The organism is Thermosynechococcus sp. M3746_W2019_013, assembly GCF_015296045.1.
GTDB lineage: Bacteria > Cyanobacteriota > Cyanobacteriia > Thermosynechococcales > Thermosynechococcaceae > Thermosynechococcus.
This window is the reverse complement of sequence record NZ_DVDW01000066.1, coordinates 1-22,565: the sequence shown is the minus strand read 5'-3', so window position 1 is coordinate 22,565 and position 22,565 is coordinate 1. Positions and strand designations below refer to the sequence as shown.

Annotated in this window: 20 protein-coding genes; 9 read left to right on the top strand and 11 right to left on the bottom strand. The window is 54.1% G+C overall.

The genetic code is table 11. The features are described from left to right. Positions 1-244 precede the first annotated feature (244 nt). The gene (locus IGQ16_RS11470) at positions 245-388 is read right to left on the bottom strand and encodes a DUF3417 domain-containing protein (protein WP_225871784.1); all 144 of its coding nucleotides are present in this window, start codon (positions 386-388) and stop codon (positions 245-247) included. An 87-nt stretch (positions 389-475) separates the two neighbouring features. Between IGQ16_RS11470 and IGQ16_RS11465 the strand changes: the two genes are divergently transcribed. Further along, positions 476-1,585 carry a hypothetical protein gene (locus tag IGQ16_RS11465; RefSeq protein WP_297061615.1) on the top strand — a complete coding sequence of 370 codons (1,110 nt, stop codon included), beginning with the start codon at positions 476-478 and terminating at the stop codon, positions 1,583-1,585. Here IGQ16_RS11465 and IGQ16_RS11460 read toward each other — a convergent pair. The 3 genes from IGQ16_RS11460 to IGQ16_RS11450 form a co-directional block, all read right to left on the bottom strand. Beyond that, positions 1,507-2,511: an RsmB/NOP family class I SAM-dependent RNA methyltransferase gene (locus tag IGQ16_RS11460; protein ID WP_297061613.1), complete on the bottom strand. Its 1,005-nt coding sequence runs from the start codon at positions 2,509-2,511 to the stop codon at positions 1,507-1,509. The two genes, IGQ16_RS11465 and IGQ16_RS11460, sit on opposite strands and share 79 nt — an antisense overlap. Next, entirely contained in the window at positions 2,489-3,229 is a 741-nt protein-coding gene (locus tag IGQ16_RS11455; protein WP_024124546.1) for a DUF561 domain-containing protein, read from the bottom strand. The genes IGQ16_RS11460 and IGQ16_RS11455 overlap by 23 nt, the downstream gene beginning before the upstream one ends. A gap of 71 nt (positions 3,230-3,300) precedes the next feature. Continuing rightward, positions 3,301-4,902, bottom strand: a complete 1,602-nt coding sequence (locus IGQ16_RS11450) for an iron uptake porin (RefSeq protein ID WP_297061610.1) — start codon at positions 4,900-4,902, stop codon at positions 3,301-3,303. Positions 4,903-5,039: 137 nt separating this feature from the next. Here IGQ16_RS11450 and recJ point away from each other — a divergent pair, with 137 nt between their 5' ends. Next, positions 5,040-7,391, top strand: a complete 2,352-nt coding sequence (recJ, locus tag IGQ16_RS11445) for a single-stranded-DNA-specific exonuclease RecJ (protein ID WP_367116132.1) — start codon at positions 5,040-5,042, stop codon at positions 7,389-7,391. On the opposite strand, the gene IGQ16_RS11440 is transcribed toward recJ, so the two are convergent. After that, on the bottom strand, positions 7,354-7,494 hold the full coding sequence (locus IGQ16_RS11440; RefSeq protein WP_011057084.1) for a photosystem II reaction center protein Ycf12: 141 nt from the start codon (positions 7,492-7,494) through the stop codon (positions 7,354-7,356). The genes recJ and IGQ16_RS11440 overlap by 38 nt on opposite strands. 152 nt (positions 7,495-7,646) lie before the next feature. On the opposite strand from IGQ16_RS11440, the gene larE reads away from it, so the two are divergent. Next, positions 7,647-8,459, top strand: coding sequence for an ATP-dependent sacrificial sulfur transferase LarE (larE, locus tag IGQ16_RS11435; RefSeq protein ID WP_024124543.1), 813 nt, complete (start codon positions 7,647-7,649; stop codon positions 8,457-8,459). Here larE and IGQ16_RS11430 read toward each other — a convergent pair. After that, on the bottom strand, positions 8,431-9,924 hold the full coding sequence (locus IGQ16_RS11430; RefSeq protein WP_297061609.1) for a helicase C-terminal domain-containing protein: 1,494 nt from the start codon (positions 9,922-9,924) through the stop codon (positions 8,431-8,433). The two genes, larE and IGQ16_RS11430, sit on opposite strands and share 29 nt — an antisense overlap. Positions 9,925-9,944: 20 nt before the next feature. Continuing rightward, positions 9,945-11,438: a UDP-N-acetylmuramoyl-L-alanyl-D-glutamate--2,6-diaminopimelate ligase gene (locus tag IGQ16_RS11425; RefSeq protein WP_297061607.1), complete on the bottom strand. Its 1,494-nt coding sequence runs from the start codon at positions 11,436-11,438 to the stop codon at positions 9,945-9,947. Positions 11,439-11,768: 330 nt separating this feature from the next. Between IGQ16_RS11425 and IGQ16_RS11420 the strand changes: the two genes are divergently transcribed. Then, positions 11,769-12,074, top strand: coding sequence for a hypothetical protein (locus tag IGQ16_RS11420; RefSeq protein WP_297039907.1), 306 nt, complete (start codon positions 11,769-11,771; stop codon positions 12,072-12,074). 36 nt (positions 12,075-12,110) lie between these two features. Further along, entirely contained in the window at positions 12,111-13,991 is a 1,881-nt protein-coding gene (gene glmS, locus IGQ16_RS11415; RefSeq protein WP_024124539.1) for a glutamine--fructose-6-phosphate transaminase (isomerizing), read from the top strand. A 105-nt stretch (positions 13,992-14,096) separates the two neighbouring features. On the opposite strand, the gene IGQ16_RS11410 is transcribed toward glmS, so the two are convergent. The 4 genes from IGQ16_RS11410 to IGQ16_RS11395 all read right to left on the bottom strand — a co-directional run bounded on the left by IGQ16_RS11410 (position 14,097) and on the right by IGQ16_RS11395 (position 17,416). Continuing rightward, positions 14,097-14,423, bottom strand: a complete 327-nt coding sequence (locus tag IGQ16_RS11410) for a 2Fe-2S iron-sulfur cluster-binding protein (protein WP_024124538.1) — start codon at positions 14,421-14,423, stop codon at positions 14,097-14,099. Between the two features lie 216 nt (positions 14,424-14,639). Continuing rightward, positions 14,640-15,380, bottom strand: coding sequence for an FHA domain-containing protein (locus tag IGQ16_RS11405; RefSeq protein WP_024124537.1), 741 nt, complete (start codon positions 15,378-15,380; stop codon positions 14,640-14,642). A gap of 383 nt (positions 15,381-15,763) precedes the next feature. Then, positions 15,764-16,354 (bottom strand): 3-isopropylmalate dehydratase small subunit, encoded by a 591-nt coding sequence (gene leuD / locus IGQ16_RS11400; protein ID WP_297061604.1) that lies wholly within the window; start codon positions 16,352-16,354, stop codon positions 15,764-15,766. Positions 16,355-16,363: 9 nt separating this feature from the next. Further along, complete coding sequence (locus IGQ16_RS11395; RefSeq protein WP_024124535.1) at positions 16,364-17,416, bottom strand: adenosine deaminase; 1,053 nt, start codon at positions 17,414-17,416, stop codon at positions 16,364-16,366. 219 nt (positions 17,417-17,635) lie between these two features. Between IGQ16_RS11395 and IGQ16_RS11390 the strand changes: the two genes are divergently transcribed. From IGQ16_RS11390 to cas2, 4 genes are all read left to right on the top strand, one after another. Further along, a complete protein-coding gene (locus IGQ16_RS11390) occupies positions 17,636-19,387 on the top strand; it encodes an RDD family protein (RefSeq protein WP_297061603.1) in 1,752 nt (583 codons plus the stop codon). Positions 19,388-19,398: 11 nt separating this feature from the next. After that, positions 19,399-20,013 (top strand): hypothetical protein, encoded by a 615-nt coding sequence (locus IGQ16_RS11385; protein ID WP_024124534.1) that lies wholly within the window; start codon positions 19,399-19,401, stop codon positions 20,011-20,013. 299 nt (positions 20,014-20,312) lie between these two features. Continuing rightward, on the top strand, positions 20,313-21,980 hold the full coding sequence (locus tag IGQ16_RS11380) for a type I-MYXAN CRISPR-associated endonuclease Cas4/Cas1 (RefSeq protein ID WP_041429058.1): 1,668 nt from the start codon (positions 20,313-20,315) through the stop codon (positions 21,978-21,980). A gap of 3 nt (positions 21,981-21,983) precedes the next feature. Further along, positions 21,984-22,277, top strand: a complete 294-nt coding sequence (gene cas2 / locus IGQ16_RS11375; protein WP_024124532.1) for a CRISPR-associated endonuclease Cas2 — start codon at positions 21,984-21,986, stop codon at positions 22,275-22,277. Positions 22,278-22,565: the final 288 nt, after the last annotated feature.

Genomic DNA, 22,565 nt, shown 5'->3' with positions numbered 1-22,565 from the left:
AGCCTTTTTGATAGAGCAACCCCACCGCCACCAAGGGGAGTCCTAAGTCGCTGGCGGATTTGAGGTGATCCCAAGCCCCCCGAATAGATTGGCAGGCACTCCGTGGGGCTAAATTCAAGGGAAAAATAGGCAATACAATCGCCGGGGCGCATTGGTGCGGGTTTGCTGGTACCACGTCTGCACAGGCTGGGCATATTCTTGAAATTGGTTGATTACCCGCTCCCTCTATGCCCAAAAGCGGTTCTCAGTGGGGATCTGGGCAATGCATCCCAAAATCGGGCTGTGGTTGTTGCTCCCACAGTTCTGGGTCGAGGCGGCGAAAGAGGGCGATTGCCGCTGCGTGCCGCGTCCAGTAGAGGTTGTAGGCCAATTCCCACAGGGGTGCCAAACGTTGTGGCCAGTGGGGACGAACGTTAAACGTGCGGATGGGCGCTGCCAGTGTTGTCGTTTCTATCTTAATTTCTCTTAATTTCCGATGCGTTTTGAGTACGATTTGCTGATTGTTGCGGCCAGTCCCCTTGCGCTGGATCTTGCCTATCGCTGTGCTCCTTTGGGGCGGATTGGCTTGGTGATCCCACCTCCTGATGAGCAGTGGCAGTGGCAGTGGCAACGCTGGTGGTTATCGCAGTTTCCGCCCCTAAGCTTAGATGCTCAGCATTGGCAGCACTTTCAAGCCCACCTCCGCCACGGACAGCGGCGCTATGCCCCTAGGGTCTTGGAACTGGTGGGGGTAGATGTGATCACAGGGGTGGGGGAATTTGTTTGGCGGCCGCGCTGTCATTTTCAGGTGGGCGGCGATCGCCTCTATGCCCGAGGCTATTTGCTCCTTGATGCGCCGGCGGCAATGGATTTTCATGATCTGGACGCCCTCAGCAGGATTGAGCGAGCCTGTTGGCACCACTGGTCTGGCAAAGCTTCTGATGCTAATGGACAAGGGCTGCCGGTTGTAACAACGGAAGATGCCTGGTTCAACGATCGCCTGCACGCTGCTCTAAGTGGTCTCGGTTTGGGGGTTCCACTTCTGGGAAGGCGCAAAGCACCTGATCCGACCTCTTTGAATGTGCAACACCTGCAGCGGGATGCGCAAGGGTGGTTGCGAATCAATCCCCAAGGGCGCACGAGTCATCCTCAAGTCTACGCCTGTGGCGGTTGGCAGCGGGGATACCATTTGCCCTCCCTGACATTCTTTGAAGCCTTTGCGATCGCCCGCCAGATTTTACAGCGAAAGCCCATAACCCTGGACTACTACCGTCAACCGTGGTGGATTGCCTTACCTGTGCCCATTGCTCGTGTGGGTTGGAATGTGCGGCAAGCGCAGCAGTACCTTAGGGAACCCATTCAATGCTGGGAGATTCAGCAGTTGACTCCCGAGGGTCAGAGTTTAGGGCAAGTGGTGATCAATCGCCAAGGGCAGCTTCTAGGAGCAACATTAATGGGACGGGCGGCGATCGCCAGTAGTCGCATTTTCAGTCGGTACTTAGATCAAAATGCCTTTGCTGCTATCACCTATGCCGGTTGGGAACTGGAGTGCCAGCGCCAGCGATCGCCAAAGGCGCCACGTTCCCCCAATGCCGGTAAGGGATGAGATTCTCCCTTGCCCTGATGTTGCCAGAGAATTGTAAAGGCACCCGCCCCTTCCCCTTGGTGGGGCCATAGTCGATAGCAAGGAAATGTTGCTAAATGGGATTGATAGGCCGCTAGCGCCGGCACCGGTTGAGGAAGCAACTGCGGAAACTTTGCCATGAGCCAAGCCGCCACATCCTCGTTTTCATCTTGGCTAAAGGTGCAGGTGCTATAGAGCAGCCATCCCCCCGGGCGCACAAGGGCGCTTGCCGCCGCTAGAATCCGTTTTTGTCGCCGTTGGTTGTGGCGAATCGTCAGTGGATGAAAGCACCCATCGGCTTTTTGCCCCTTGGCCAGCAGGGATTGGCCAGAGCAGGGGGCATCCACAATCACCACATCGGCAGTGCCTTGGAACTCAGCAGCCAGCACTTCACTATCCCAAGCAGTGACCCCTACGGGATGCACGCGACAGCGCTTGAGATTGCCAATGAGCATCCCCACCCGCTTGCCAATGGTCTCATTGCAGATGAGGTAGCGAGGGCGCAGCGATCGCCACGCAAAGAGACTCTTGCCGCCAGGCGCCGCACACACATCTATCACCAAGGACGGCTCCTGGGGCAGGGTGAGCAGGGGAACCGCCGCAAACACCGAGGAGGTATCCAGGCAATAATAAGCACCGGCTGCATGGAGAGGGTGTTGACCCGTTGGACTACCGGCAACAAAGCGGCTCACCCAGGGGGGCTGCCACGGCAGCGGCGGTAAGGCCACAAAAGGGAGCGCAGCAGCTGACTCCCCACACCAAAGCACAGTGGCAGGATAAGCTGGGGGGGTCATTAGCGCCTGGAGGAACCGCTCCCGATTGTCCGCCGCCTCAAAAAGGCGATTCGCACAGGCCAGCGCCAATCGAGAGGGGTTGACCACAGGGTTAGCGGTGGACGGCAATGGCACCTTTGACGGCTTCGGCAAGGGCACGCACACTGGCCACCATGGCCACTTCACTGTTGAGTTGGTTGACGGCAGAACCAACCCCAACCCCCGCAGCCCCAGCGGCGATCGCCAGCGGAATCGTCACCGTCGAAAGCCCCGAAGCACACAGCACCGGCACCGAAACGGCACGGGAAATTTCATAGGCGGCTGCCAATGTGGGAGCTGCTTTTTCAATGAGACCCAAGGTGCCGCCGTGGTGGGGCTGGCTACTCGTCCCCCCCTCCGTTTGAATGACATCGGCACCAGCGGCCACCAAGGCCTCAGCCAGGGCAACTTGTTGATCCAAGGACAGCGTATGGGGCACGGTCACCGACAGCATAGTCTGGGGCAGCAGCTCACGGGTTTGGCGCGTCAAGGCCAGCACTTCCTCGGCACTGAACACTCGCCCTTGGGCATAGAAGCTATCATAGTTGCCAATTTCCACCAGATCGGCACCAGCGGCCACTGCCCGTAGGAGTTGCAACGGTTCCACCGCCGACACACAGACTGGCAGCGTCGTCAGTTCCTTTGCAAGGCGCACCAGTTCAGGATCGGCAGCCATATCCACAAAGGTGGCGCCCCCTTGATCGGCAGCGGTCACCACCGCCCGCACGCGATCGCGATCAAAGTTATTCAGGCCACTGATAATCTTGAGAGCCGAACGCTGCTCAAAGGCAGCAGCCAAACGCGGATGCAGCATAGACTTAAGCGTTCCATAATTGTGCATTTTTTTATCCTACCGCCCATTTCACAACAACTGTAGGTCTTTCCCTAGAAGCTAAACGTGGTGCGGATCAGCCCCTGAAAAAGGGGACTGCTGTCAGACCGATTGTGGGCATTGGTTACCGCCATAAACACCGGTGTAATTGAAATATGGTCGCTCAGGGGATAGCGGAAAAAGAGTTCATAGTTCATTTGGGTGGCATCATTAACTTGCGGGGCTGAGGGCAGCGAATTAATAAAGGGCTGGCCCACTGCCGCTGCCAATAGTGACCCCTCGGTGAGCAAATCCCGGTAAGCAAGGCCGACCATCCATGTGTGCGCCGTAGTATTCACTTGCCCACCGGCAGGAATGATTAGGGCACCCGGATCGACGGCAAAGGGCCCTAGACCATTAATGGTGGCCCCATCCCCATAGAGCTTCATATCGGAGTAGGCATAGCGCCCAAAGAGGCCAAACTTGCCCAGGGAGAGTTCGGCATTGATCCCAGCTGCATTTTGGGAAATGTTCAAGGTCGAGGCGTTGGTGTATTGCAGGCGAACAGCAAAATTGTTTTGTTCATTGGCCCCAAAGGCACGCGCAAACTCTAATTCCACAGTTCCCTGATAGGGATCCCCAAACAGACCCCCCCCTGTGGGTACACCGCCGGGGGCGTTGGCAGTGGCGGCAACATAGACGCTGCGCAGGGTAAAGAACCCTCCTCCTGGGTTCCATTCAATACTCACCCCTGCCCCTCCGGGATCATTTACGGCAAAGGGAACAATCAGAGGATTGTTGATAAAAAAGTTGGAACTAAAATCCGTGAATGAATTATTAGCGTAGCTGTTGGCATCCACAATATCGCTGGGGTAAAACTGCGGGCCGATACCGATTGTCAGGTCTGCCGTGGGCTTGAAGGTATAAAAAAGGCGAAATAGATTCGCAGCCGCTGCAACACCGCCATAATCTACAGAACCACCGGCAAGGAGGCCGTTGGTACCAATCCCCGTTGCTCCAAACGTATCTACGCCATTGTTACCCACCTCCAGCGTAGTGGTCAGCAAGTCGTCACCGCGGAAACTGGTATTCAGGGTCAGTTCTACACGGCTGATCGCTGTGGGGTTGTAGCTTCCCCCTGCGAACCCAGTCCCCGTGACGGGATCGACTACTTGGCCTGTATTTCCACCGGCTTGAAAGGCCATCACGGCATCCACGGATAACTTGGTAGTTGTGGAAAATTGCTGAGCTTCTAGGTTGGCAGTACGCGCTTCAAGCTGATCTACCCGCCCGCGAAGCGTGGCTAATTCGGCAGCAAATTCCTGAGAGAGCCGTTGCAGTGTAGCGAGATCTTCTTTACTGGCAAAGCGATCGCTCACCACATCGAGGCAAGCATTCAATGCCGCCGCCATTTCAAACCGCGTCAGGGCGCGGCTGCCGCGAAAGGTGCCATCGGGATAGCCGGCAACACAGCCATATTTTTCCACAAGGGAGGCTAGGGCTTGATAGGCCCACTCAGTGGGGCGCACATCAGAAAGCTGCGAGACAGAGGTGACCTGCCCCATGCTGGCACTTGCCGACAGCGGATTTGGCCTCTGGGCAAAAACTGCGGAATTCAAAAAGAAAACGTTAACGCCAACGGCACCAACAATGGCCGTTGCTAGGGATTTTGCCATACTTGCCCTCCTAACCTCACACCAAGACTTTGCCTAAGGGATTCACTAAGGCTCTATAAGAATGTTAATGATTATCATTCTAATTCTTTCAGCCTGTCAACCAAAGCCAGCCTCAAGTTAGCATTGGGGTTGTTGCTTTGCCTATCTCCCCCTTCCGCATCATGGGTGTTCTTCCCCAGCAACGTTGGCTTTTGCCGCCGATTGATCCTAAGTGTCAGGACGCGTTGAGGCGGACTCTGGGTTGCCACTCATCGCTGGCGGAAATTTATTTGCGGCGGGGTCTTACAACCCCTACAGCCGTACGGGCGTTTCTCGAACCGGAAACCCTAGAGCTACCGCCTCCCAACAGGGTCTTTCCTGACCTTGATTTAGCAGTGGAATTGCTGCAACGGGCGATCGCCCACGGCGACAAGATGACCATTTGTGGGGATTACGATGCCGATGGCATGACAAGTACCGCCCTGCTGTTGCGTGCCCTGCGCCATCTGGGAGCAGACATTGACTATGAAATTCCCTCGCGCATGCATGAAGGCTATGGCATCAATGAGCGGATTGTGCAGGAGTGCTACGACCGAGGCGTCAAACTGATTCTCACCGTGGACAACGGCATTGCTGCCCTCCAACCGATTCTCAAGGCGCGGGAACTGGGACTGACAGTCATTGTGACGGATCACCACGATGTACCACCGCAACTGCCCCCTGCCCATGCCATTCTCAATCCAAAACTAGTTTCCCCGACCTCGCCTTACCATACCCTCGCAGGGGTGGGGATGGCCTATATTCTAGCTGTGTCCCTGGCGCAGCGATTGGGCAACTGGCGGCCACTGGTGCGGCCGTTGCGGGAGCTGTGTACCCTTGGCACAATTGCCGATCTGGCGCCCTTGACGGGGGTGAATCGCCGCTGGGTCAAGCAGGGATTGCAAACCCTTCCCACCTCTCCTCTGGTGGGCGTCCAAGCACTGATGCAAATGGCGCGCTGTTTACCCGAGCAGGACGCCTCCCTAAAACCCACGGCCGTGGGGTTTCGTCTCGGACCGCGGATCAACGCCATTGGCCGGATTGGTGACCCGCAAGTAGTGATTGAATTGTTGACAACGGACGATCCAGACCGTGCTCAGGAGCTGGCAGCCCTCTGTGAAGCAACCAACCGTCGCCGTCAGGATCTCTGTGCCGAGATTGAAGCGGCGGCGATCGCCCACCTCGAAGAGACGGATTTTGATCCCCAACAGGAGTGGGTTTTGGTGATCGTCCAGCCCAACTGGCACCATGGGGTCATTGGCATTGTGGCCTCCCGTCTTGTGGAGCGCTACGGCGTACCTGTGTTTATTGGCACCTATGAAGATGAGACGACAATTCGTGGCTCAATTCGTAGTATTCCAGAATTCCATGTTTTTGAGGCTCTTGAGGCCACCAAGGACTTGCTGTTGAAATATGGCGGTCATAAAGCGGCCGGAGGGTTTAGCCTACGGGCAGAGCATTTAGCGGCTTGGCGCGATCGCCTGCGGGCCTTTGCCCAAACCTGTCTCAAACCCGAGGATCTGCGTCCCCTGGTCACCCTTGATGCCGAAATCTCCTTTGAGCAACTGACCTGGGACTTTTACACTCAAGTGGAGCAATTGCAACCCTTTGGCAGTGAGAATCCTCAGCCTATTTTCTGTAGTCGCGGGGTCAAGATCCTCGAACAAACGCCCATGGGTCAGCAGGGGGAGCACCTGAAACTCACCCTAGAGCAGAATGGGCAGCAGATGACCGCTAAGGCTTGGCGCTGGGGACCATTTTTGCCGTTGCCAACCAGAGTAGATATTGCCTATCACCTCACAGCCCACACTTGGAATGGCGAAACCCAGTTGGAACTCGAACTCAAGGGAGTCAAACCCTCACTGGCGTGGTACGTCCCCGAGCCACCGAGTCACCCGATTCCCAGTTGGCAACCCCTCCCGCCTTTGACAACGCTCCTGCCGCAGTTGCGCGACCATGTCTTGCTCTATGGCTATGGCCGCCCTGAGGTCCCTCCCAACTTCACCACAGCAGCCATTCACTACGATCGCCCCCGCGACCGCTGTCGCACACTCATCCTCTGGTCCCTGCCCCCCTCTTCTACCCATTTGCGTTGGCTATTGGCCATTGCCCAGCCCGAAATAGTCTATGTGGGGTACCAACGACCCGCGATCGCCCCCCCACCGACCCTCATCCTCTCCATTCAAAATGAGCTGAAAGCCAAAGAAGGGGCTAAAGTGAATCTTTTAGCCTTAAGTCAAACCTATTGGATTGCCCCCTGTACGCTGGTAGCGATCCTGCGCCATCTGGGCTATGGCTGCGAAGAATTTGCCCCCACCCTGAGCATTACCGAAGAACTGGCACGATTGCAACGCTGGTATCAACTGCAAGCCAAGGATTTGGCACGGTTAGCACAAACGTGGGGGACTGCCAAAGTTTTGAAAAAGAAATGGCCTACAAATTGCCGCGACGCACGGCCAACAGGAAAATAATCATTGGTCCTGCAATGCCAATCATGGCAATCATGGTGAGTTGAGCAATGACTTCAAAGTTGATATTGCTAAGAAACTCAATAATACCATTGAAAATTCCCATAGGTTCTCCCGAGTAATCAGCGGTTATCCGTTCGTGATTTTATTTTAGAGCAGGGGGGAGCACTCGCAGCATTTGGCAACGGGTGCCTGAGTGTTTTGCTCTCACCCCTAAGCTACACTGTAGGAGCAGAATTCTCAGAAAATCGGTCGGTGATGGGCGTGGACAAACTAGCGGCCTTACGCGATCTCATCGGTCAACTCGATCGAGCCTTGATTGCCTACTCTGGTGGTATTGATAGTACCCTGGTGGCCAAAGTTGCTCAGGATGTCTTGGGCGATCGGGCGGTGGCGGTCACGGCGGTCTCCCCTTCCCTATTTCCAGCGGATCTAGAGGATGCGCGCATTCAAGCGGCAGCCATTGGCATTCGCCATGAACTGATTGAAACCCATGAACTGGAGAACCCCAACTACGCCACCAACCCCGTGAATCGCTGCTACTTTTGCAAAAGTGAACTCCACGATCGCCTGCGGGAACTGGCGCAGGCTTGGGGCTATGAGTATGTTCTTGATGGGGTAAACGCTGATGATCTCCAAGACTATCGTCCGGGCATTGCGGCGGCCAAAGAACGCGGGGTGCGATCGCCCCTAGCCGAAATTGGCATTAGCAAGCTAGAAGTGCGAGAAATTGCCAAATCCCTAGGGCTGCCCTGGTGGAATAAACCCGCCCAACCCTGTCTCAGTTCGCGCTTTCCCTACGGTGAAGAAATTACCCTTGCCAAGCTGCAACGGGTGGGCAATGCCGAATACTACCTGCGCAAGCAGGGCTGGGAACTGTGTCGTGTCCGCAGTCATGGCGATACCGCTCGCATTGAGGTGCCCCAACAGCAGATTGCTGACTTTGTAACGATGACGGATCTTGAGCAACTGGTGAATCACTTTCAGTCCCTTGGTTTTACCGATGTCACCTTGGATCTGGAGGGCTTTCGCAGTGGCAAACTCAACGCGGGGATTGGGCGCGATCCCTAACGCGGTTGTAGGGACTGAGACTCTGGAGAATTTCGCGGCCATAGCTGCGCTCCGTAAGCCGCCGGTCCAAAATGGCCACCAAGGTATCATCCTGACGGACAGGGGCAAGGGCACGATCTAGCACCGTCAAGCACTCGGGCAAGAGATATTGACGAAACCAGTCTTGTTTTTGCCGCTTGTGCCATTCAATGCGGGCACTCACCACTGCTTTTTCCGGGGAGGGGAAGGGCAACGTCGTCAGGACCAATAGGGCCGGGCAGGGTAACTGTGCCCCATGGCGCAGCCAAAAGGTTTCCCCCGTTACTAAAATCGTGTTCGTCTCAAGGGCCGTCGTCTCCACCTGTACCCGTGAACCGTAGAGGGCAGCCAATTGGGTGGCCAACTGTTCCCGCAGGGGTACATCACTGACAAGGATCACTGCCCGTTGATGGCCAATCGTGCCAATGAGATCGTAGAGACGCCGCAGAACCGCCGGGGCAAATTCCGGGGTATTGGGCAGGGGTAAGTCTTCGGCGATCGCAAGGGTAATGGCTTCACTGTGGCGATCGCTGGCAAATTTAATCGTCGTTTGGGGCGGAATCCCTAGGTCCTGCTGCACATAGGCCAGAGGGGAGTCTGTATCGGGTCCGCTGCCAATGAGGACAAAGGGGGCTTGGCACCAAATCTCCTGAAAATAGGGACGCAAATTCAGGGGGTGGCCATGGAGGGTAAAGTAGCCTACCGTGGGATGGCGGCGGCCCCAGATGACTGTGTCACTGCGGTTGAGGTAGTCCCGCAATTGCGACCACTGGGGAGGCAGCGACTGCGGCCATTGATGGAGCAGATCAAGGAGGGGTTGCTGTTCTGTGGGGGTGAGCAGATAGTCGCCATAGGGATTCTGAGGCCGCTGAAAGAGGTGTTGCACCAATTGGGCATAAACTTGGCGAATGGCGCCAACGGCACTGGGAATCGCTAGTTTCAAGTGCTCCCAATCCCTGGTGGTAATTGTGCAGGTCATCTGCTGCTGGGCAATTTGGGGCAAGGCTTCAATGCCATCAATAATCGTGACAACGTTGGGGTGGGGGGTGGCTTGGCGACACCAGTCCTCGAGGTTCATCACGAGCACTCCCTCAAACACTGGCTGCGGGCAGTGGCTATGCTGAATTGGTTTGGTGACGGCAAGGAAGGTGAGCAGTTCAGGAATTTCTTGGTGCAGTAGCCGTGTCAGTCGCTCCTGGGGGACAACTAGCAGGGCCGGTTCAGGATACAACAGCAGCGGCAACAGATAACTCAGGCCATAGCGATGTTGTAACACCGCCCGCTGGCTGACCTGAAGTAAACACCCCCGCCGCAGCCGCAGGGCACGGGCCACCAACCGCGCCAAGGTGAGATGGTGAGGCCACCGGCGATCGCCACTGCTGCGTAAAAATGCCCGTAATTGGCGGTGAACCTCTGCCTCAATCACAATCTGCTCGCTTTGGGACAACAATCCCCTATTGTGGCATGTTAGCCCCCCTGCAGTGGTTGTTTGAGTCGCTCCTTGAGGGCATTTCGGGCTTCCTCGCGATCGTCAAAGTGCACTTTTTCGGTACCGAGAATTTGGTAGTCCTCATGGCCTTTGCCGGCAATAATCACGCCATCGCCGGGGGCGGCGCTCAGAATGGCTTGGAGAATAGCTTGGCGGCGATCGCTCTCAACAATCATCGCTGTTTCAGGTGGGATACCGGCAAGGATGTCATCGAGAATCCGCTGTGGATTCTCAGTGCGGGGATTGTCCGAGGTGACCACTACCTGATCCGCCAAGCGAGCGGCAATGGCTCCCATTTGGGGACGTTTGCTGCGATCGCGATCGCCCCCACAGCCAAAGACACAGATCAGTTTGCCAGGAATAAAGGGACGAGCTGCCCTCAGCAGGTTCTCAAGGCTATCGGGAGTGTGGGCATAGTCCACGACAACGGTAATGTCCTGTTCTGGGTCAAGGCGCACCTGCTCCATGCGCCCCGGCACCCCTGGAAAGTCACGCAGGGCCTTGAGCATGGCATCAAGGGGTAGCCCCACCGCTGCTCCCATCGCGATCGCTGCCAGCACATTGGCCACATTAAACTGTCCCACCAACGGTGAGTCTAGGGTACCGCTACCGAGGGGGGTATGAACCGTGCCCATCACACCATTGATGCGATAGTTGAGATTCTCAGCCCAAAAATCCGCATCCTTGCTTAAGCCATAGGTCCAGTAGCGATCGCGGGACAACTGCTGAGCCAGTCGCTGGCCAAAGGGATCATCGCCATTGAGAATTGCGCGACCCTTCAGGTAGTCAGCGGTAAAGAGCTTGGCCTTAGCGGCAAAATAGTCCTCCAAATCGCGGTGATAGTCTAGATGATCTTGGGTCAAGTTAGTAAAAGCCGCCACCTCAAACTGACAGCCCCACACCCGATCCTGCGCTAAGGCATGGGAACTGACCTCCATTACCCCAAAGCGACAGCCTGCGGCCACTGCAGCGGCCAATTGCGCCTGAAGGGTCACCGCAAAGGGCGTTGTATGGCTAGCCACCTCACAGTGTCCCGGCCACCGACTGTAGAGCGTCCCCAAGAGTGCTGTTGGCGAGCCAACACTGTTGAGGAGATGTTCCACCAAGTGAGTGGTGGTTGTTTTGCCGTTGGTACCCGTAACCCCTAGCAGGCTGAGATGTTGGCCGGGGTAATTATAAAAAGCAGCTGCAAGCCGACCACAGGCACGCTCAATATCGGGCACCACAATTACACAGGCATCTCCCTCACGGGGTTTGGCTTGGGGAGACACCACCGCGGCGATCGCCCCTGCCGCCAAGGCACTTGGCCAAAAATTGCCCCCCTCCACCCGTGTGCCCGGCATACCAATAAACAACGAGCCATGCTCACACTCCCAAGAATTCGTACTCAGGGACTTCACCTCTTGATCGAGGGCAGGATGCTCAAAACCCGGTGTAATCGCTGCCGCTGTCAGGAGTTCCCGCAGGTTCATGGCTGTGCATCTCCAGTGATAGGCTGTTTAGGGTATTGTGGCACTACGGCACTCGTCTGTAAAAGATACGAAAACAAATTGCCCCGCTCCCCAGAGGCGGAACCGGAAAGGCACGTGCCAGTTTGTGAAGTGTCTTGAGTTCCCCTGAAACCGCATGAACCCTAGGAGATGGGCGTAATTGCTCAACACAGCAGGTGACGGGAGTTACAGGCTGTCTTTCTGGCATCCTGTGACAATTTTTGCCCAAAGCTTGCCTTTTGTTAAAATTCCGATAATCTAGTTCATAAAAATCCGAATAATAACCTGTCATCAAAGTGTGGGTGTTGGGTGATGAGTGAGTGGCAGAAAGTAGCGTGGAACATTGATGATCAAGAATGGCAAGCGATCGCCAATTCTCGCCGCCAGATCGAAACCTCTTGGCAAAGAACAATTCAGCAAGTTGAGGCTCCCTCCAGCACCGCCTCCAAACCCTTAGACAAGATCACTAGGTCAGCAGTTTCCCATCGGCGTTCGATTCAGCCGATTGGCATTCAGCCTTGGCAAGCCGAATTCACCAAAGAACGCTTTGCTACCCGTTCACGACCTCCCCTGAAACAACCACAGGTGGAACTGCCCCAGTTTGCCAGCCGTCGTTAGAGCACCCCTGTTTCTCTCAGATTACGAGGTCTATTTATGTGTGGCATTGTTGGTTATATTGGCCCCCAGCAAGCGGCGCAAGTCCTACTCCAGGGCCTGCAAAAGCTGGAATACCGAGGTTATGATTCCGCTGGCATTGCCACACTCAATGAGGGCGAACTCCTCTGTGTGCGCGCCAAGGGCAAACTCCAGAACTTGGTGGAGAAGGTTGAACAGCTGGACATTGTTGCCCATGTCGGTATTGGCCACACCCGTTGGGCAACCCACGGTAAACCAGAGGAACACAATGCCCACCCCCATCGTGACAGTCGCGATCGCCTAGCTGTGGTGCAAAATGGCATCATTGAAAACTATCGGGAACTGCGGGACCAACTACAGGCGCGGGGGCACATTTTCCGCTCGGAAACAGATACCGAAGTCATCCCCCACCTGATTGCCGAAGTATTGCCTGAGACCCCCACGGCCAATGGCCTCCTAGAAGCGGTACGCCAAGCCGTACATCAATTGGAAGGTGCATTTGCGATCGCCGTTATCTGTGCAGACTACCCGGATGAATTGATCGTGGCACGGCAACAGGCTCCTCTGGTGATTGGTTTTGGCCAAGGGGAATTTTTCTGTGCCTCGGATACCCCAGCGATTATTCCCTATACCCGTGCGGTGTTGCCGCTGGAAAATGGGGAACTGGCTCGGCTGACGCCCACAGGGGTTGAGGTCTATGACTTTGAGGGACATCGCCTACGCAAAACCCCCCGTACCCTCAACTGGACCCCTGTGATGGTCGAAAAGCAGGGCTTTAAGCACTACATGCTCAAGGAAATCTATGAGCAGCCGGGGGTGGTCCGCACCTGTTTAGAGAACTATTTACGAGCCGATTGGGATGTGGCCAGTCCCTTTAGTCCTGTGCAATTAAATCTTCCTCCCAGTTTGCTGGATAATCTACAGCACATTCAAATTGTTGCCTGTGGAACCAGTTGGCACGCCGGCCTGGTGGGCAAATATCTGCTTGAGCAGGTGGCTCAGATTCCCACGAGCGTGCAATATGCCTCAGAGTTTCGCTATGCGCCGCCGCCTCTGCTACCTTATACCCTCACCATTGGTGTCACCCAATCTGGGGAAACAGCAGACACCCTTGCGGCCCTAGAGATGGAGCTAAAACGCCGCCGAGGCCTTGATGGCGCTCTCCAACCTCGTTTGTTAGGGATTACCAATCGGCCCGAAAGTACTCTAGGGCATCTGGTGCCCCACATTATTGATACCTGTGCCGGCATTGAAATTGGCGTGGCAGCTACAAAAACATTTGTTGCCCAGTTGATAGCCTTCTATCTGCTGACCCTCGAATTGGCGTGGCAGCGGCAGTCTTGCGATCGCTCCCGGTTAGCGGAACTGGTGACTGGGTTGCGGCAATTGCCGGCCCAGATGGAGCAAATTTTAGAAAGCCAAGAACGCTATATTGAAGCTCTCTCCCATGACTTCTGGGAAACCCAAGACTTTATCTTTTTGGGACGCGGGATCAACTTTCCCATTGCCCTTGAAGGTGCCCTTAAACTCAAAGAAATTAGCTATATCCATGCCGAGGGGTATCCTGCGGGTGAGATGAAACATGGCCCGATCGCCCTCCTCGATGCCAAAGTCCCAGTGCTCACGATCGCCATGCCCGGCAGTGTCTTTGAAAAAGTCCTCTCCAATGCCCAAGAGGCCCGCGCTCGTGATGCTCGCCTCATTGGTGTTACCCCCCTTGACGAGGCCGAAGCCCAGCACACCTTTGATAAGCTCTTACCGGTGCCTGAGGTTGATGAGCTTCTCTCCCCGGTCTTGACGGTGATGCCTCTGCAACTGTTGGCCTATCACATTGCTGCCCGCCGTGGTCTAGATGTTGATCAACCCCGCAACCTTGCCAAGTCAGTAACCGTTGAGTAGCCTTTTCAGGAATTATGAATTATTAATCCTACCACCCCCTCGGCTGGAGGGAAATCTATAAAGCCGAAGTGGAGACACTCCTCAACAACAACGTTGAGGCAAAAGCTAAGTTAAGTTCAATAAATTGTCTTCTTCGTGGGTTGAGATGATGCAATCGGATGTGGGATAGGCGGCACACAGCAGCACAAAGCCAGCATCCAGCTCCTTGGGTTTCAAAAAGGAGTGATCTGACTGGTCCACAGTACCTTTAATGATGCGACCGGCGCAGTTGACACAGGCGCCAGCACGGCAGGAGTAGGGTAGAGAAATACCTTGGGCTTCAGCAGCATCGAGAATGTACTCGTCGGCATGAACACGAATCGTTTTATTTAGGCCCCTTGCTTCGTTCACCAAAGTGACATTATAGACTTTGTTGTGATCTCGCTTTGTCATTCAGGTTCTCCTAAAAGTTGCTTGCTTTTGAAATGTCTCTATGTTTCTTTGCGGAACCTATGATTTTAGGGCGATCGCAACCTCCCAGCTAGTTGTAGAACGCATTCCATTATTGATTTTATTTTAGCAAAGGGATTCAGGGGAGCCACTATTATACGGGATTGTTTATACTTTGAAATATTTATCAAAGCGATGTAAGTAAGGATCTGGGTTAAGCTAGTTGCGGGTTGGGGTGGCAGGTGGTGATCCCTGCGGTTGATTGGGGGAGAGGCCCGCTCTCCAGACCGCTCCTATGGTAATGGCAACAACCACAAGGGCGATCGCCCCTAGAGCCACGAGGTTCGTTTTTAATCCTTGGCTTTCTTTTTCATGGAGGGTTTCTTTGTTGTTCCCCTTTGCCTCGCTGTCGCTCTCACTAGGCAACGTATCTTTTGCTGGTTCAAGTTCAGGGTGTAACTGGGTGGCTGCAGCTGCCACCAATTCACGGTTGGGGGTTCGCCGCAGTTCGCCACTTAGCTCCATGCCCACCAGGGTTTCCTTTGCACCCCGCAGATCGGATTTAATGCTTTGGAAAGCAATGGATTGCAGATATTGGCTAAACTCTGTATCCGCCATGGAGAGCAGGAGATAGGAGGCCTTGGCTTTACGGCCAAAGAGAATGACATCGCCGTGTTGCAATTCATGACTGCTAATGCGCTTGCCATTGACAAAAGTGCCGTTGGTACTGGGTTTACCATTGGCATTGCCATCCACCAAACGATAGCGATAGCTGGTGGTGCCGGGGACAGGGACCCGCAGGAGAATGGCGTGCTGGCGGGAAACTGTTTCAAAATCAATAACAATGGCATTACTCTCATCGCGCCCAAGGGAGTAGGCCGCTGCCTCAAGGGCGATCGCCCGCCGTCCACCGACCGTATTCAAAATCAAGACATGCCGTTCCTCTTGCAGGCCACTCATTTTATCTCTCCGTCTTAATCGCCCTCAAAAAATCATCTCCTCTGCAAATCTAAATACTTTCTAAATACTTTCCGCCTTCAGCTTAAGTTAGGGCAGGAACAACGTTACAAAACGTGACACTTCAACAAGTGGTCTAAATTGTGTGCTTACTTCTACCTTTGCCGGTTTTCCCTAGGGTTGCTGTGATATTGATCACATTCTAGGCAGGTTTTTAGCGAAATTTTACCCATGGGGCAGTCAATACCAGCGGTGGGGCATCCCCTCCTTACAGTTCAGGAAACGCCCGCTGCAGTAGCAGAGGTCACTGAGCAGCCCGCACTCTAAATGTATCAATGGAAAATGTATTAATGGATCAGTCTGTCAGCATCAGCGTCGGGGGTACATCACCGAATGGCCCACTGCACATAGGGTAGTCGCGCTGCTACTTCCTGGATTTTGTCACGATGGGCCAAGAGCTGACCACAGGCATCCCATTGACCAGAAATGAGCATTTGTCGGCTACTTTCCGCTACGGTTAGGGGAATCACTTCATCCCCCGCCGTCAGGGTCAGGGCGTGCAGGTCTAGGGTCAGTTCTGTACTGGGCCGATTCTCTAAGAGCGTTTGCAGTGCCTGTACCTGTTCTGGGGCTGCCGTCAGACAGGGAACCCCCATTGCCAAGCAGTTCCCCGCAAAAATTTCAGCAAAGCTTTCGCCGACAATTGCTTGAATGCCCCAACGGGCGATCGCTTGGGGGGCGTGCTCACGACTCGAGCCACAGCCAAAATTGGCATTCACCACCAGAATCCGGGCCCCTTGGTACTGAGGCAGGTCAAAGGGGTGCTGCCCCGACTGGCGATCGTCTGCAAAAACATGTTCTCCGAGGCCATCAAAGGTGACACAGCGGAGAAACCGCGCTGGAATAATGCGATCCGTATCGATATCGTTGCCTCGCAGGGGAAGGCCCCGACCTGTAATGCGTTCAATCTTGCTCATAAGTCTATCTTACTGGATACCGCAGCCGGCAAGGGCAGTTTGCGGTGAATTGCTCTGAAGCAGGTTACTCAGGAGCAGGGTCGGCGGTTGCGGATGGGGCCAAGCAAAGGCATGGCGAAAAGCCGCTTCCTGACAGGCTTGCAATTCCTTGAAGTTCAGGATGTCATAGGTCAGCAAGTTTTCGTACTCAAAGGGCAGCCGCACATTATGCAGACCCGCATTATCGGTACAAATGGCCACATCCACCCCTGCCTCAAAGCAGCGTTCAAAAATCAGCCGCAACTGTTCGTAGCTCTCAAGGGTACCCGTTTGAAAATAGGTAGTGGGGCACACTTCAAGGCATTGCCCCGCTGCAGCAACTTCTTTGAGCAGCTCTGGGTAGCGCAGCGGAATTTGAATGCCATGGCCAATGCGTTGTAGATAGGGCAGCAATTCGGGGTAGCAGCCATTCACCGTTTCGTAGAGGTGACCCGTGGTTTTCAGACCGCGATCGCGGGCATAGGCATAGAGGTCAATAAATTCCGCCAGGCGATCGCCATAGACGCTATCGCCCCCAGCCAAGTCAATCCCACAGACAAACTCAGGAAAACTCGCCGCCAGATCAACGATGGCACGGTTGACGGCATAGGGTAGCCGCGTGTGCATGCAGAGAATTTGGCTAGTGACAATTGGGTACTCGGGCACTTGGCAAGCTAGACCCACGGTTTTGACAATGTCTGCCATCTGCTCAATGCGATCGCTCTGGGATCGCTGCGGATCCGTGCGCAGGTAGGGGGTATAGCGCAACTCCAAGTAGGCCAAATTTTCAAAAATATAGGCGCCGCGAATCAAACGAAAAATGAAATAGGGCAAGGTTTGCGGCGTTTGCACACTCTCCACTAGGGTGTGGAGTTCGAGGTATTCTTCAAGGGATTGGCGGGGGCGAGTATAAAAGGCTTCAAATTCCTCATAGTCGGGAAAGCGATCAGCAAGGGAGCGATCGTTCCGCTGAAAATACCGCCAAAGGATGCGCGGTACCACTGAGCCACCTAAATGTCGATGTAGTTCTGCGTACAGTGCCATACGTGCTCCTTGAACTGGCGAAAACGCAACCAATACCTGAGCTGACCAGAGGGGTCAATGCCCACACCTCAGCCATCAAGAACAGAACAACAACAGCGATGAACGAAGAAAAGAAGGGTTAAATTGTTCTAATGTTAACAAATTTTACAAAGATGGCGCAGGGACCGATAGGTGCAAACGTTAGGATCGTCTCGATTTCCAATTGGTTGAGTATTGCGAATGTGGCCTTTTCAACAGCGAGGACGGCTTTTTCCTTCTCTCTCTAGTGGCAATGTGGTCACGATTGCTTTGGAACTGTACCGTCATCAGGGCAACCGCTATTTTCTTTTGAGCCTTTTTGCCCATGCGTGGTTTTTTCTGCTCACCATTGCCGCCGTGCTGATCGTCGCTGTGGCCCTGATTGTTGGCGGGATTCTCGCTGGAGCCATCAATAATGTTGCTCTGTTTCTCTTGCTTGCAGGCATTGGTATCCTGGTCGCTTTGCCTTTTTATCTCTTTGGTTGGACCCGGCTGATGGCCAGTGGTGCCCTGCTTTCTCGCCGGATCTATGCTGCTCTCACTGCCCTTGAGGAATCGGAATCGGAAGCCCGCAGCTTCATTTTTCCCAAGATGTGGAATTATCTGCTGGCTACTCTGATTGTCAGCTTTATTTTGCTTTTGGTTTATATGGTCTTGGGGGCGATCGGCTACTTACTTTATTTGGTGGGATCGCCCTTAGGGCAATTCCTGGAGCAGAATATCCAAACTGAGCCCGCAAGAGGTCTCTTCTTGTTAAGTTTTCTCCTCGGCATCCTGTTGCTAGTGCTCCTTGCGCTGTTGGTGATTAGCTACTTTATGGCGCGGCTTTCCCTCGTTGATGTGGTCTTGGCTCTTGAACCGGAATGTACGCCCCTCAAGTCCATTTGGCGCAGTTGGCAACTGACGCAGGGACAGGCATGGCATACCCTAGCGGTGTTTTTTGTTGCTTCCCTGGCAACCATTCCCGTCAATCTCCTTGGCGGTATTCTCAATAGTGTGGTGATTATTCCCGTCGCTGGCCTCTTTGTCGCAGTTTTGCTCCTGCCCCTGTGGCAAGGGATCAAGGCAGTTCTCTATTGGGATCTGCGGGTACGCAATGAAGGGGCAGCGTTTCAAGTGCACTCTAAAGCGGTCAACCCCTTGCGTTGGTTGCGGCGGGTAACATTACGCACGCCCGAAAGTATTGAATTGGACTTTGCCCTTGGGGGAATCGGCAGCCGTGTTTTAGCTTGGGTCATTGATCAGGTGATTCTCTACACCGCCCTTGTGCTCTTTTCGCTGGCGGCAGGGTACATCTTTTATGCGCTTTACCCGTGGCTGATTGAGGTGCTACCCGCCAGTGGTCAGAGTATTGAAGCTTGGAGTTTGGGCATTTACCTATTGGTGATCTTTGTCCTCTACAACGGCTATTACATTTTCTTTGAAACCTATTGGCAGGGACAAACCCCCGGCAAGCGATACGCAGAAATTCGGGTTGTTCAGGATAATGGCCGCCCCATTGGTCTGCGGGAGGCGACGCTGCGCAGTTTGCTGCAATCCATTGATTTTGCTTTTTTGGGTATAGGGGCATTCCTGGTGACGTTATCTCCATCAGAAAAACGCCTAGGAGATAGGGTGGCAGGTACCTTGGTGATTCAAGATGAACAGGCGACGCGGTTTGCACCCCAAGGGATAACCCTTCGGCAATCACAGGCGGCTTGGGTGCAGGAGTTGCGATCGCTCGCCCACTGGGAACAGATGACCCCCGAACACTATCTCCTACTACGGAACTACCTCAATAGTCGCGATCGCCTGAGTCCTGTGGGTCGTTACCAAGCAGCTCAAGAGCTGCGCCAACAATTAGAACCCCTGTTGCTGCCCACCTATCCTGCCCACTGGCCCTCCCTGAGCGCCGAAGACTTCCTAGAGGGTCTATACATTGCCTATCGTCAACGACATCAATCATCCCCCTAGTGTGAGAGTTTATGCGTTTGCTGCTGACCCTTGGTTGTTGTAGTCTGGCCCTTTTGGGAGCGTTTCCCCTGCTCATGGGGCGGGCGAGTGAACCGACAATTCAGACGGTTGCCCTTGTCCCCCAACGCTATCAACTGCTGGGGCTATCCTTTGAAACACCCCTCCCATTTTCGCCCCCCACCCCTTTTGGTGAGAATGGCGTTGCTGTGGTTTATCCCGCCAATGCTGTACCCGGGGAGCACGAGTTAATGGTGAGCCTCATTGCTCTACCCAAAATAGATGAAGTACTAGGGGGTCTCTCGGATCAGGAGTTGCGCAATTGGCTGCGCTTTACCCAACTGGGGGGCTCCCCCACTACCACATCCACCCCAGTTGAGCGACGCATTTTGGGACGGCGCCTGCGCGGTGAAGTGCGCTATTTGCCAGTGCCACGACCAATTCACCAAGAATTGTACTTCATGCAGCTACAGGGGGGACAGCGGCTGGCGCTTCTTTTGGAGGCTGAGGATCAAGTGCCCCTACCGGTAATGGAGGAGGTCTTTAACCATGTAACAGCTTCGTTGCAGGAATTGCCCCCGCGATCGCCCGCATGGAAACGCAGTTTTCAGTGGCGAAACCATCTTTAGAGAGCGTTGCAGCTCCTAACCCTAGAACAATGCCAAGGGATGATGTCTCCTTGCCCCAATTTAGTAATGAGTTGTCTTGCTGAAGGCTAAAAATGCAGGAGATAGATTCGGCAACAGCTGCTGCCTAGGGTGGTTGATTGTCTGCCAAGCGTCGATGGCAGCAATTCATTGCCCCTAGTAAACACCCAAGGGCGTGTCCCTGCCAGCAACATTTTCAGAGGAGGAAATTCTTTTCCCCTTTTACCTTGCATTTTCCTCTGAAGGGCAATGGATAAACTAGTGGCATCTTCTGACTGGAGATGTCAATCATGGAACAGATGGTTGCCTGTGCGGAAACGGAGACCCTGCGCGTCAGCTCCCTGCGGGCTTTTACCTACTGTCGGCGGCTATTTTATCTTGAAGAAGTTGAAGAGCTGTACACCCAAAATGAGTCAGTCTTTGCGGGGCGACGGCTCCACGTAGAACTACAAAAGCTAGAACGGGGAGATTGGCAAGAATTCCGTCTTGAAAGCATCGCTCTGGGCTTACGCGGACAAGTTGATGCCCTGCGCACCCTTGAGGGACATTTAATTCCCTATGAGCACAAAATCGGTCGCTGTTATCGCGATCGCCAGCGACAGCCCCAAGCTTGGCACAGTGACAGGGTACAAATTTTGGCCTATGCCTGCTTACTGGAAACCGTTCTCGGCGTCACTGTGCCCGAAGGCCGCATTCACTATCACCGGGATAACGTCACTGTCCGAGTTCCTGTGGATGAGTCAGGCCGCCAACTGGTGCGCGACACGATTGAGCAAGCACGTCAACTGCGCGCTTCCCTAGAACGTCCCCCTGTATGCAGCAATGAAAGACTCTGCCTCAACTGCTCCTTAGCACCTGTTTGCCTACCCGAAGAAGCCCGCCTCGCTCGGGATCCTGAGCATTTACCCCTGCGGTTATTTCCAAGGGATGACGAACGGGAGATTATCCACATCACCGTTGGCGAAGCTCTCATCAAGCGCGCTGGCAAGCAGCTCAGGATTGCGATTCAAGATCAACCTGAGCAAAAGCTACCCATTCAGCAGGTGGGTCAAGTCGTGATCCACAAATTTGCCCAAATTACCACCCCCGCCATTCATCTGTGCGCCGATGAGGGTATTGGTATTCACTTCATCAGCAGTGGTGGGCGTTACATCGGCAGCATTGACAACCGCAAAGGCAGTATTCAGCGGCGTATTCGTCAATATCAAGCCCTGACAAACCCAGATCAGTGTTTACATCTTGCCCGGTTACTGGTGAATTGTCGGGGACAGAGTCAGCGCCGCCTGCTCCTGCGAGGACAGCGGAATCGCCAAGACCCTCTGCCGCCATTACAGGATATCACCACCCAAATGGAGCGGCACCTCAGTACCCTCTCCCAAGCCGATTCCCTAGAGACTCTACGGGGTATTGAAGGCCATCTCGCTGCCCTGTATTTTTCAGCGTTGCCCTATCTACTGGCGGATCACGTTCCCAAGAAGTTGCACTTCAACGGTCGCAATCGCCGCCCCCCTAAAGATCCGTTTAATGCGTTGCTGAGTTTTGGCTATGGCATGCTCCTCAGGGATGTGATGAATGCTATTCTCACGGTTGGTCTTGAGCCAGCCTTTGGCTTTTATCACCAGCCGCGTACTCAAGCACCGCCCCTTGCGTTAGATTTGATGGAAATTTTCCGTGTCCCCCTTGTGGATATGGTGGTTATTGGGTCAATTAACCGCATGCAGTGGAACCTTGACCAGTGCTTTGAAGTACGCCGAGATCACGTATGGCTGAGTGACTATGGTCGGCGTAAGTTCATTGAGCTCTATGAAGCTCGCAAAGGTGAAACATGGAAACACCCAGTCACCAACTACTCCCTCACCTATCGGCGACTCTTGGAACTGGAAGTGCGCCTACTAGAAAAGGAGTGGAGCGGGGAAGCGGGGTTGTTTGGCAAACTCATTTTGCGCTGAACCATGGCTGAATCTAAAAATTGGTACCTCATCTGCTATGACATCCGCGATCCCAAGCGATGGCGACAGGTTTATAAGCAGTTGGAGGGCTACGGTGAACGATTGCAGTTTTCAATTTTTCGCTGTCGTCTCACACCTCGAGAGCGGGAAAAGCTACGCTGGCAGCTCGAAAAAGTCCTAACTGAGGAAGATGATCTCCTAATCGTAGGACTGTGCAACCAATGCATAGAGCGGGTCCGTGCTTGCAACCGTTCAGGGGCATGGCCAGTGTCGCAGCAGAATTTCAAGATCTTCTAGCGTGCAAGCACCTCTGGACTCAAATATTCTCTCAATTCATCAATATTCAAAAATAGCCCCTTGACATGGTTTGAGAGTTTTTGTTAGATTTAGAGGTGCTTGAAAATCTCTGAACCTATTCCCCAGAGTGGAATTGACAACTGAATACGGGGCCAGGCTAAAAACTTTACAGCCAAAAAAAAATCAAGTGGCTGACATACTTGAAAATGACCTGTGCTAATATAGTTCTAGAGAGGCTTTTGAGGCGGGTCAGTGCCTCTACCTCTGATGCCGTAAGGCGTTGAGCAC

Bases quoted from the DNA above. Each gene is read 5' to 3' on its own strand.
- IGQ16_RS11465 (WP_297061615.1), top strand. From the start codon at position 476: ATGCGTTTTGAGTACGATTTGCTGATTGTTGCGGCCAGTCCCCTTGCG.
- IGQ16_RS11455 (WP_024124546.1), bottom strand. From the start codon at position 3,229: ATGCTGCATCCGCGTTTGGCTGCTGCCTTTGAGCAGCGTTCGGCTCTC.
- IGQ16_RS11450 (WP_297061610.1), bottom strand. From the start codon at position 4,902: ATGGCAAAATCCCTAGCAACGGCCATTGTTGGTGCCGTTGGCGTTAAC.
- IGQ16_RS11440 (WP_011057084.1), bottom strand. From the start codon at position 7,494: ATGGGAATTTTCAATGGTATTATTGAGTTTCTTAGCAATATCAACTTT.
- larE (WP_024124543.1), top strand. From the start codon at position 7,647: ATGGGCGTGGACAAACTAGCGGCCTTACGCGATCTCATCGGTCAACTC.
- IGQ16_RS11425 (WP_297061607.1), bottom strand. From the start codon at position 11,438: ATGAACCTGCGGGAACTCCTGACAGCGGCAGCGATTACACCGGGTTTT.
- IGQ16_RS11420 (WP_297039907.1), top strand. From the start codon at position 11,769: ATGAGTGAGTGGCAGAAAGTAGCGTGGAACATTGATGATCAAGAATGG.
- glmS (WP_024124539.1), top strand. From the start codon at position 12,111: ATGTGTGGCATTGTTGGTTATATTGGCCCCCAGCAAGCGGCGCAAGTC.
- IGQ16_RS11410 (WP_024124538.1), bottom strand. From the start codon at position 14,423: ATGACAAAGCGAGATCACAACAAAGTCTATAATGTCACTTTGGTGAAC.
- IGQ16_RS11405 (WP_024124537.1), bottom strand. From the start codon at position 15,380: ATGAGTGGCCTGCAAGAGGAACGGCATGTCTTGATTTTGAATACGGTC.
- leuD (WP_297061604.1), bottom strand. From the start codon at position 16,354: ATGAGCAAGATTGAACGCATTACAGGTCGGGGCCTTCCCCTGCGAGGC.
- IGQ16_RS11395 (WP_024124535.1), bottom strand. From the start codon at position 17,416: ATGGCACTGTACGCAGAACTACATCGACATTTAGGTGGCTCAGTGGTA.
- IGQ16_RS11390 (WP_297061603.1), top strand. From the start codon at position 17,636: ATGTGGCCTTTTCAACAGCGAGGACGGCTTTTTCCTTCTCTCTCTAGT.
- IGQ16_RS11385 (WP_024124534.1), top strand. From the start codon at position 19,399: ATGCGTTTGCTGCTGACCCTTGGTTGTTGTAGTCTGGCCCTTTTGGGA.
- IGQ16_RS11380 (WP_041429058.1), top strand. From the start codon at position 20,313: ATGTCAATCATGGAACAGATGGTTGCCTGTGCGGAAACGGAGACCCTG.
- cas2 (WP_024124532.1), top strand. From the start codon at position 21,984: ATGGCTGAATCTAAAAATTGGTACCTCATCTGCTATGACATCCGCGAT.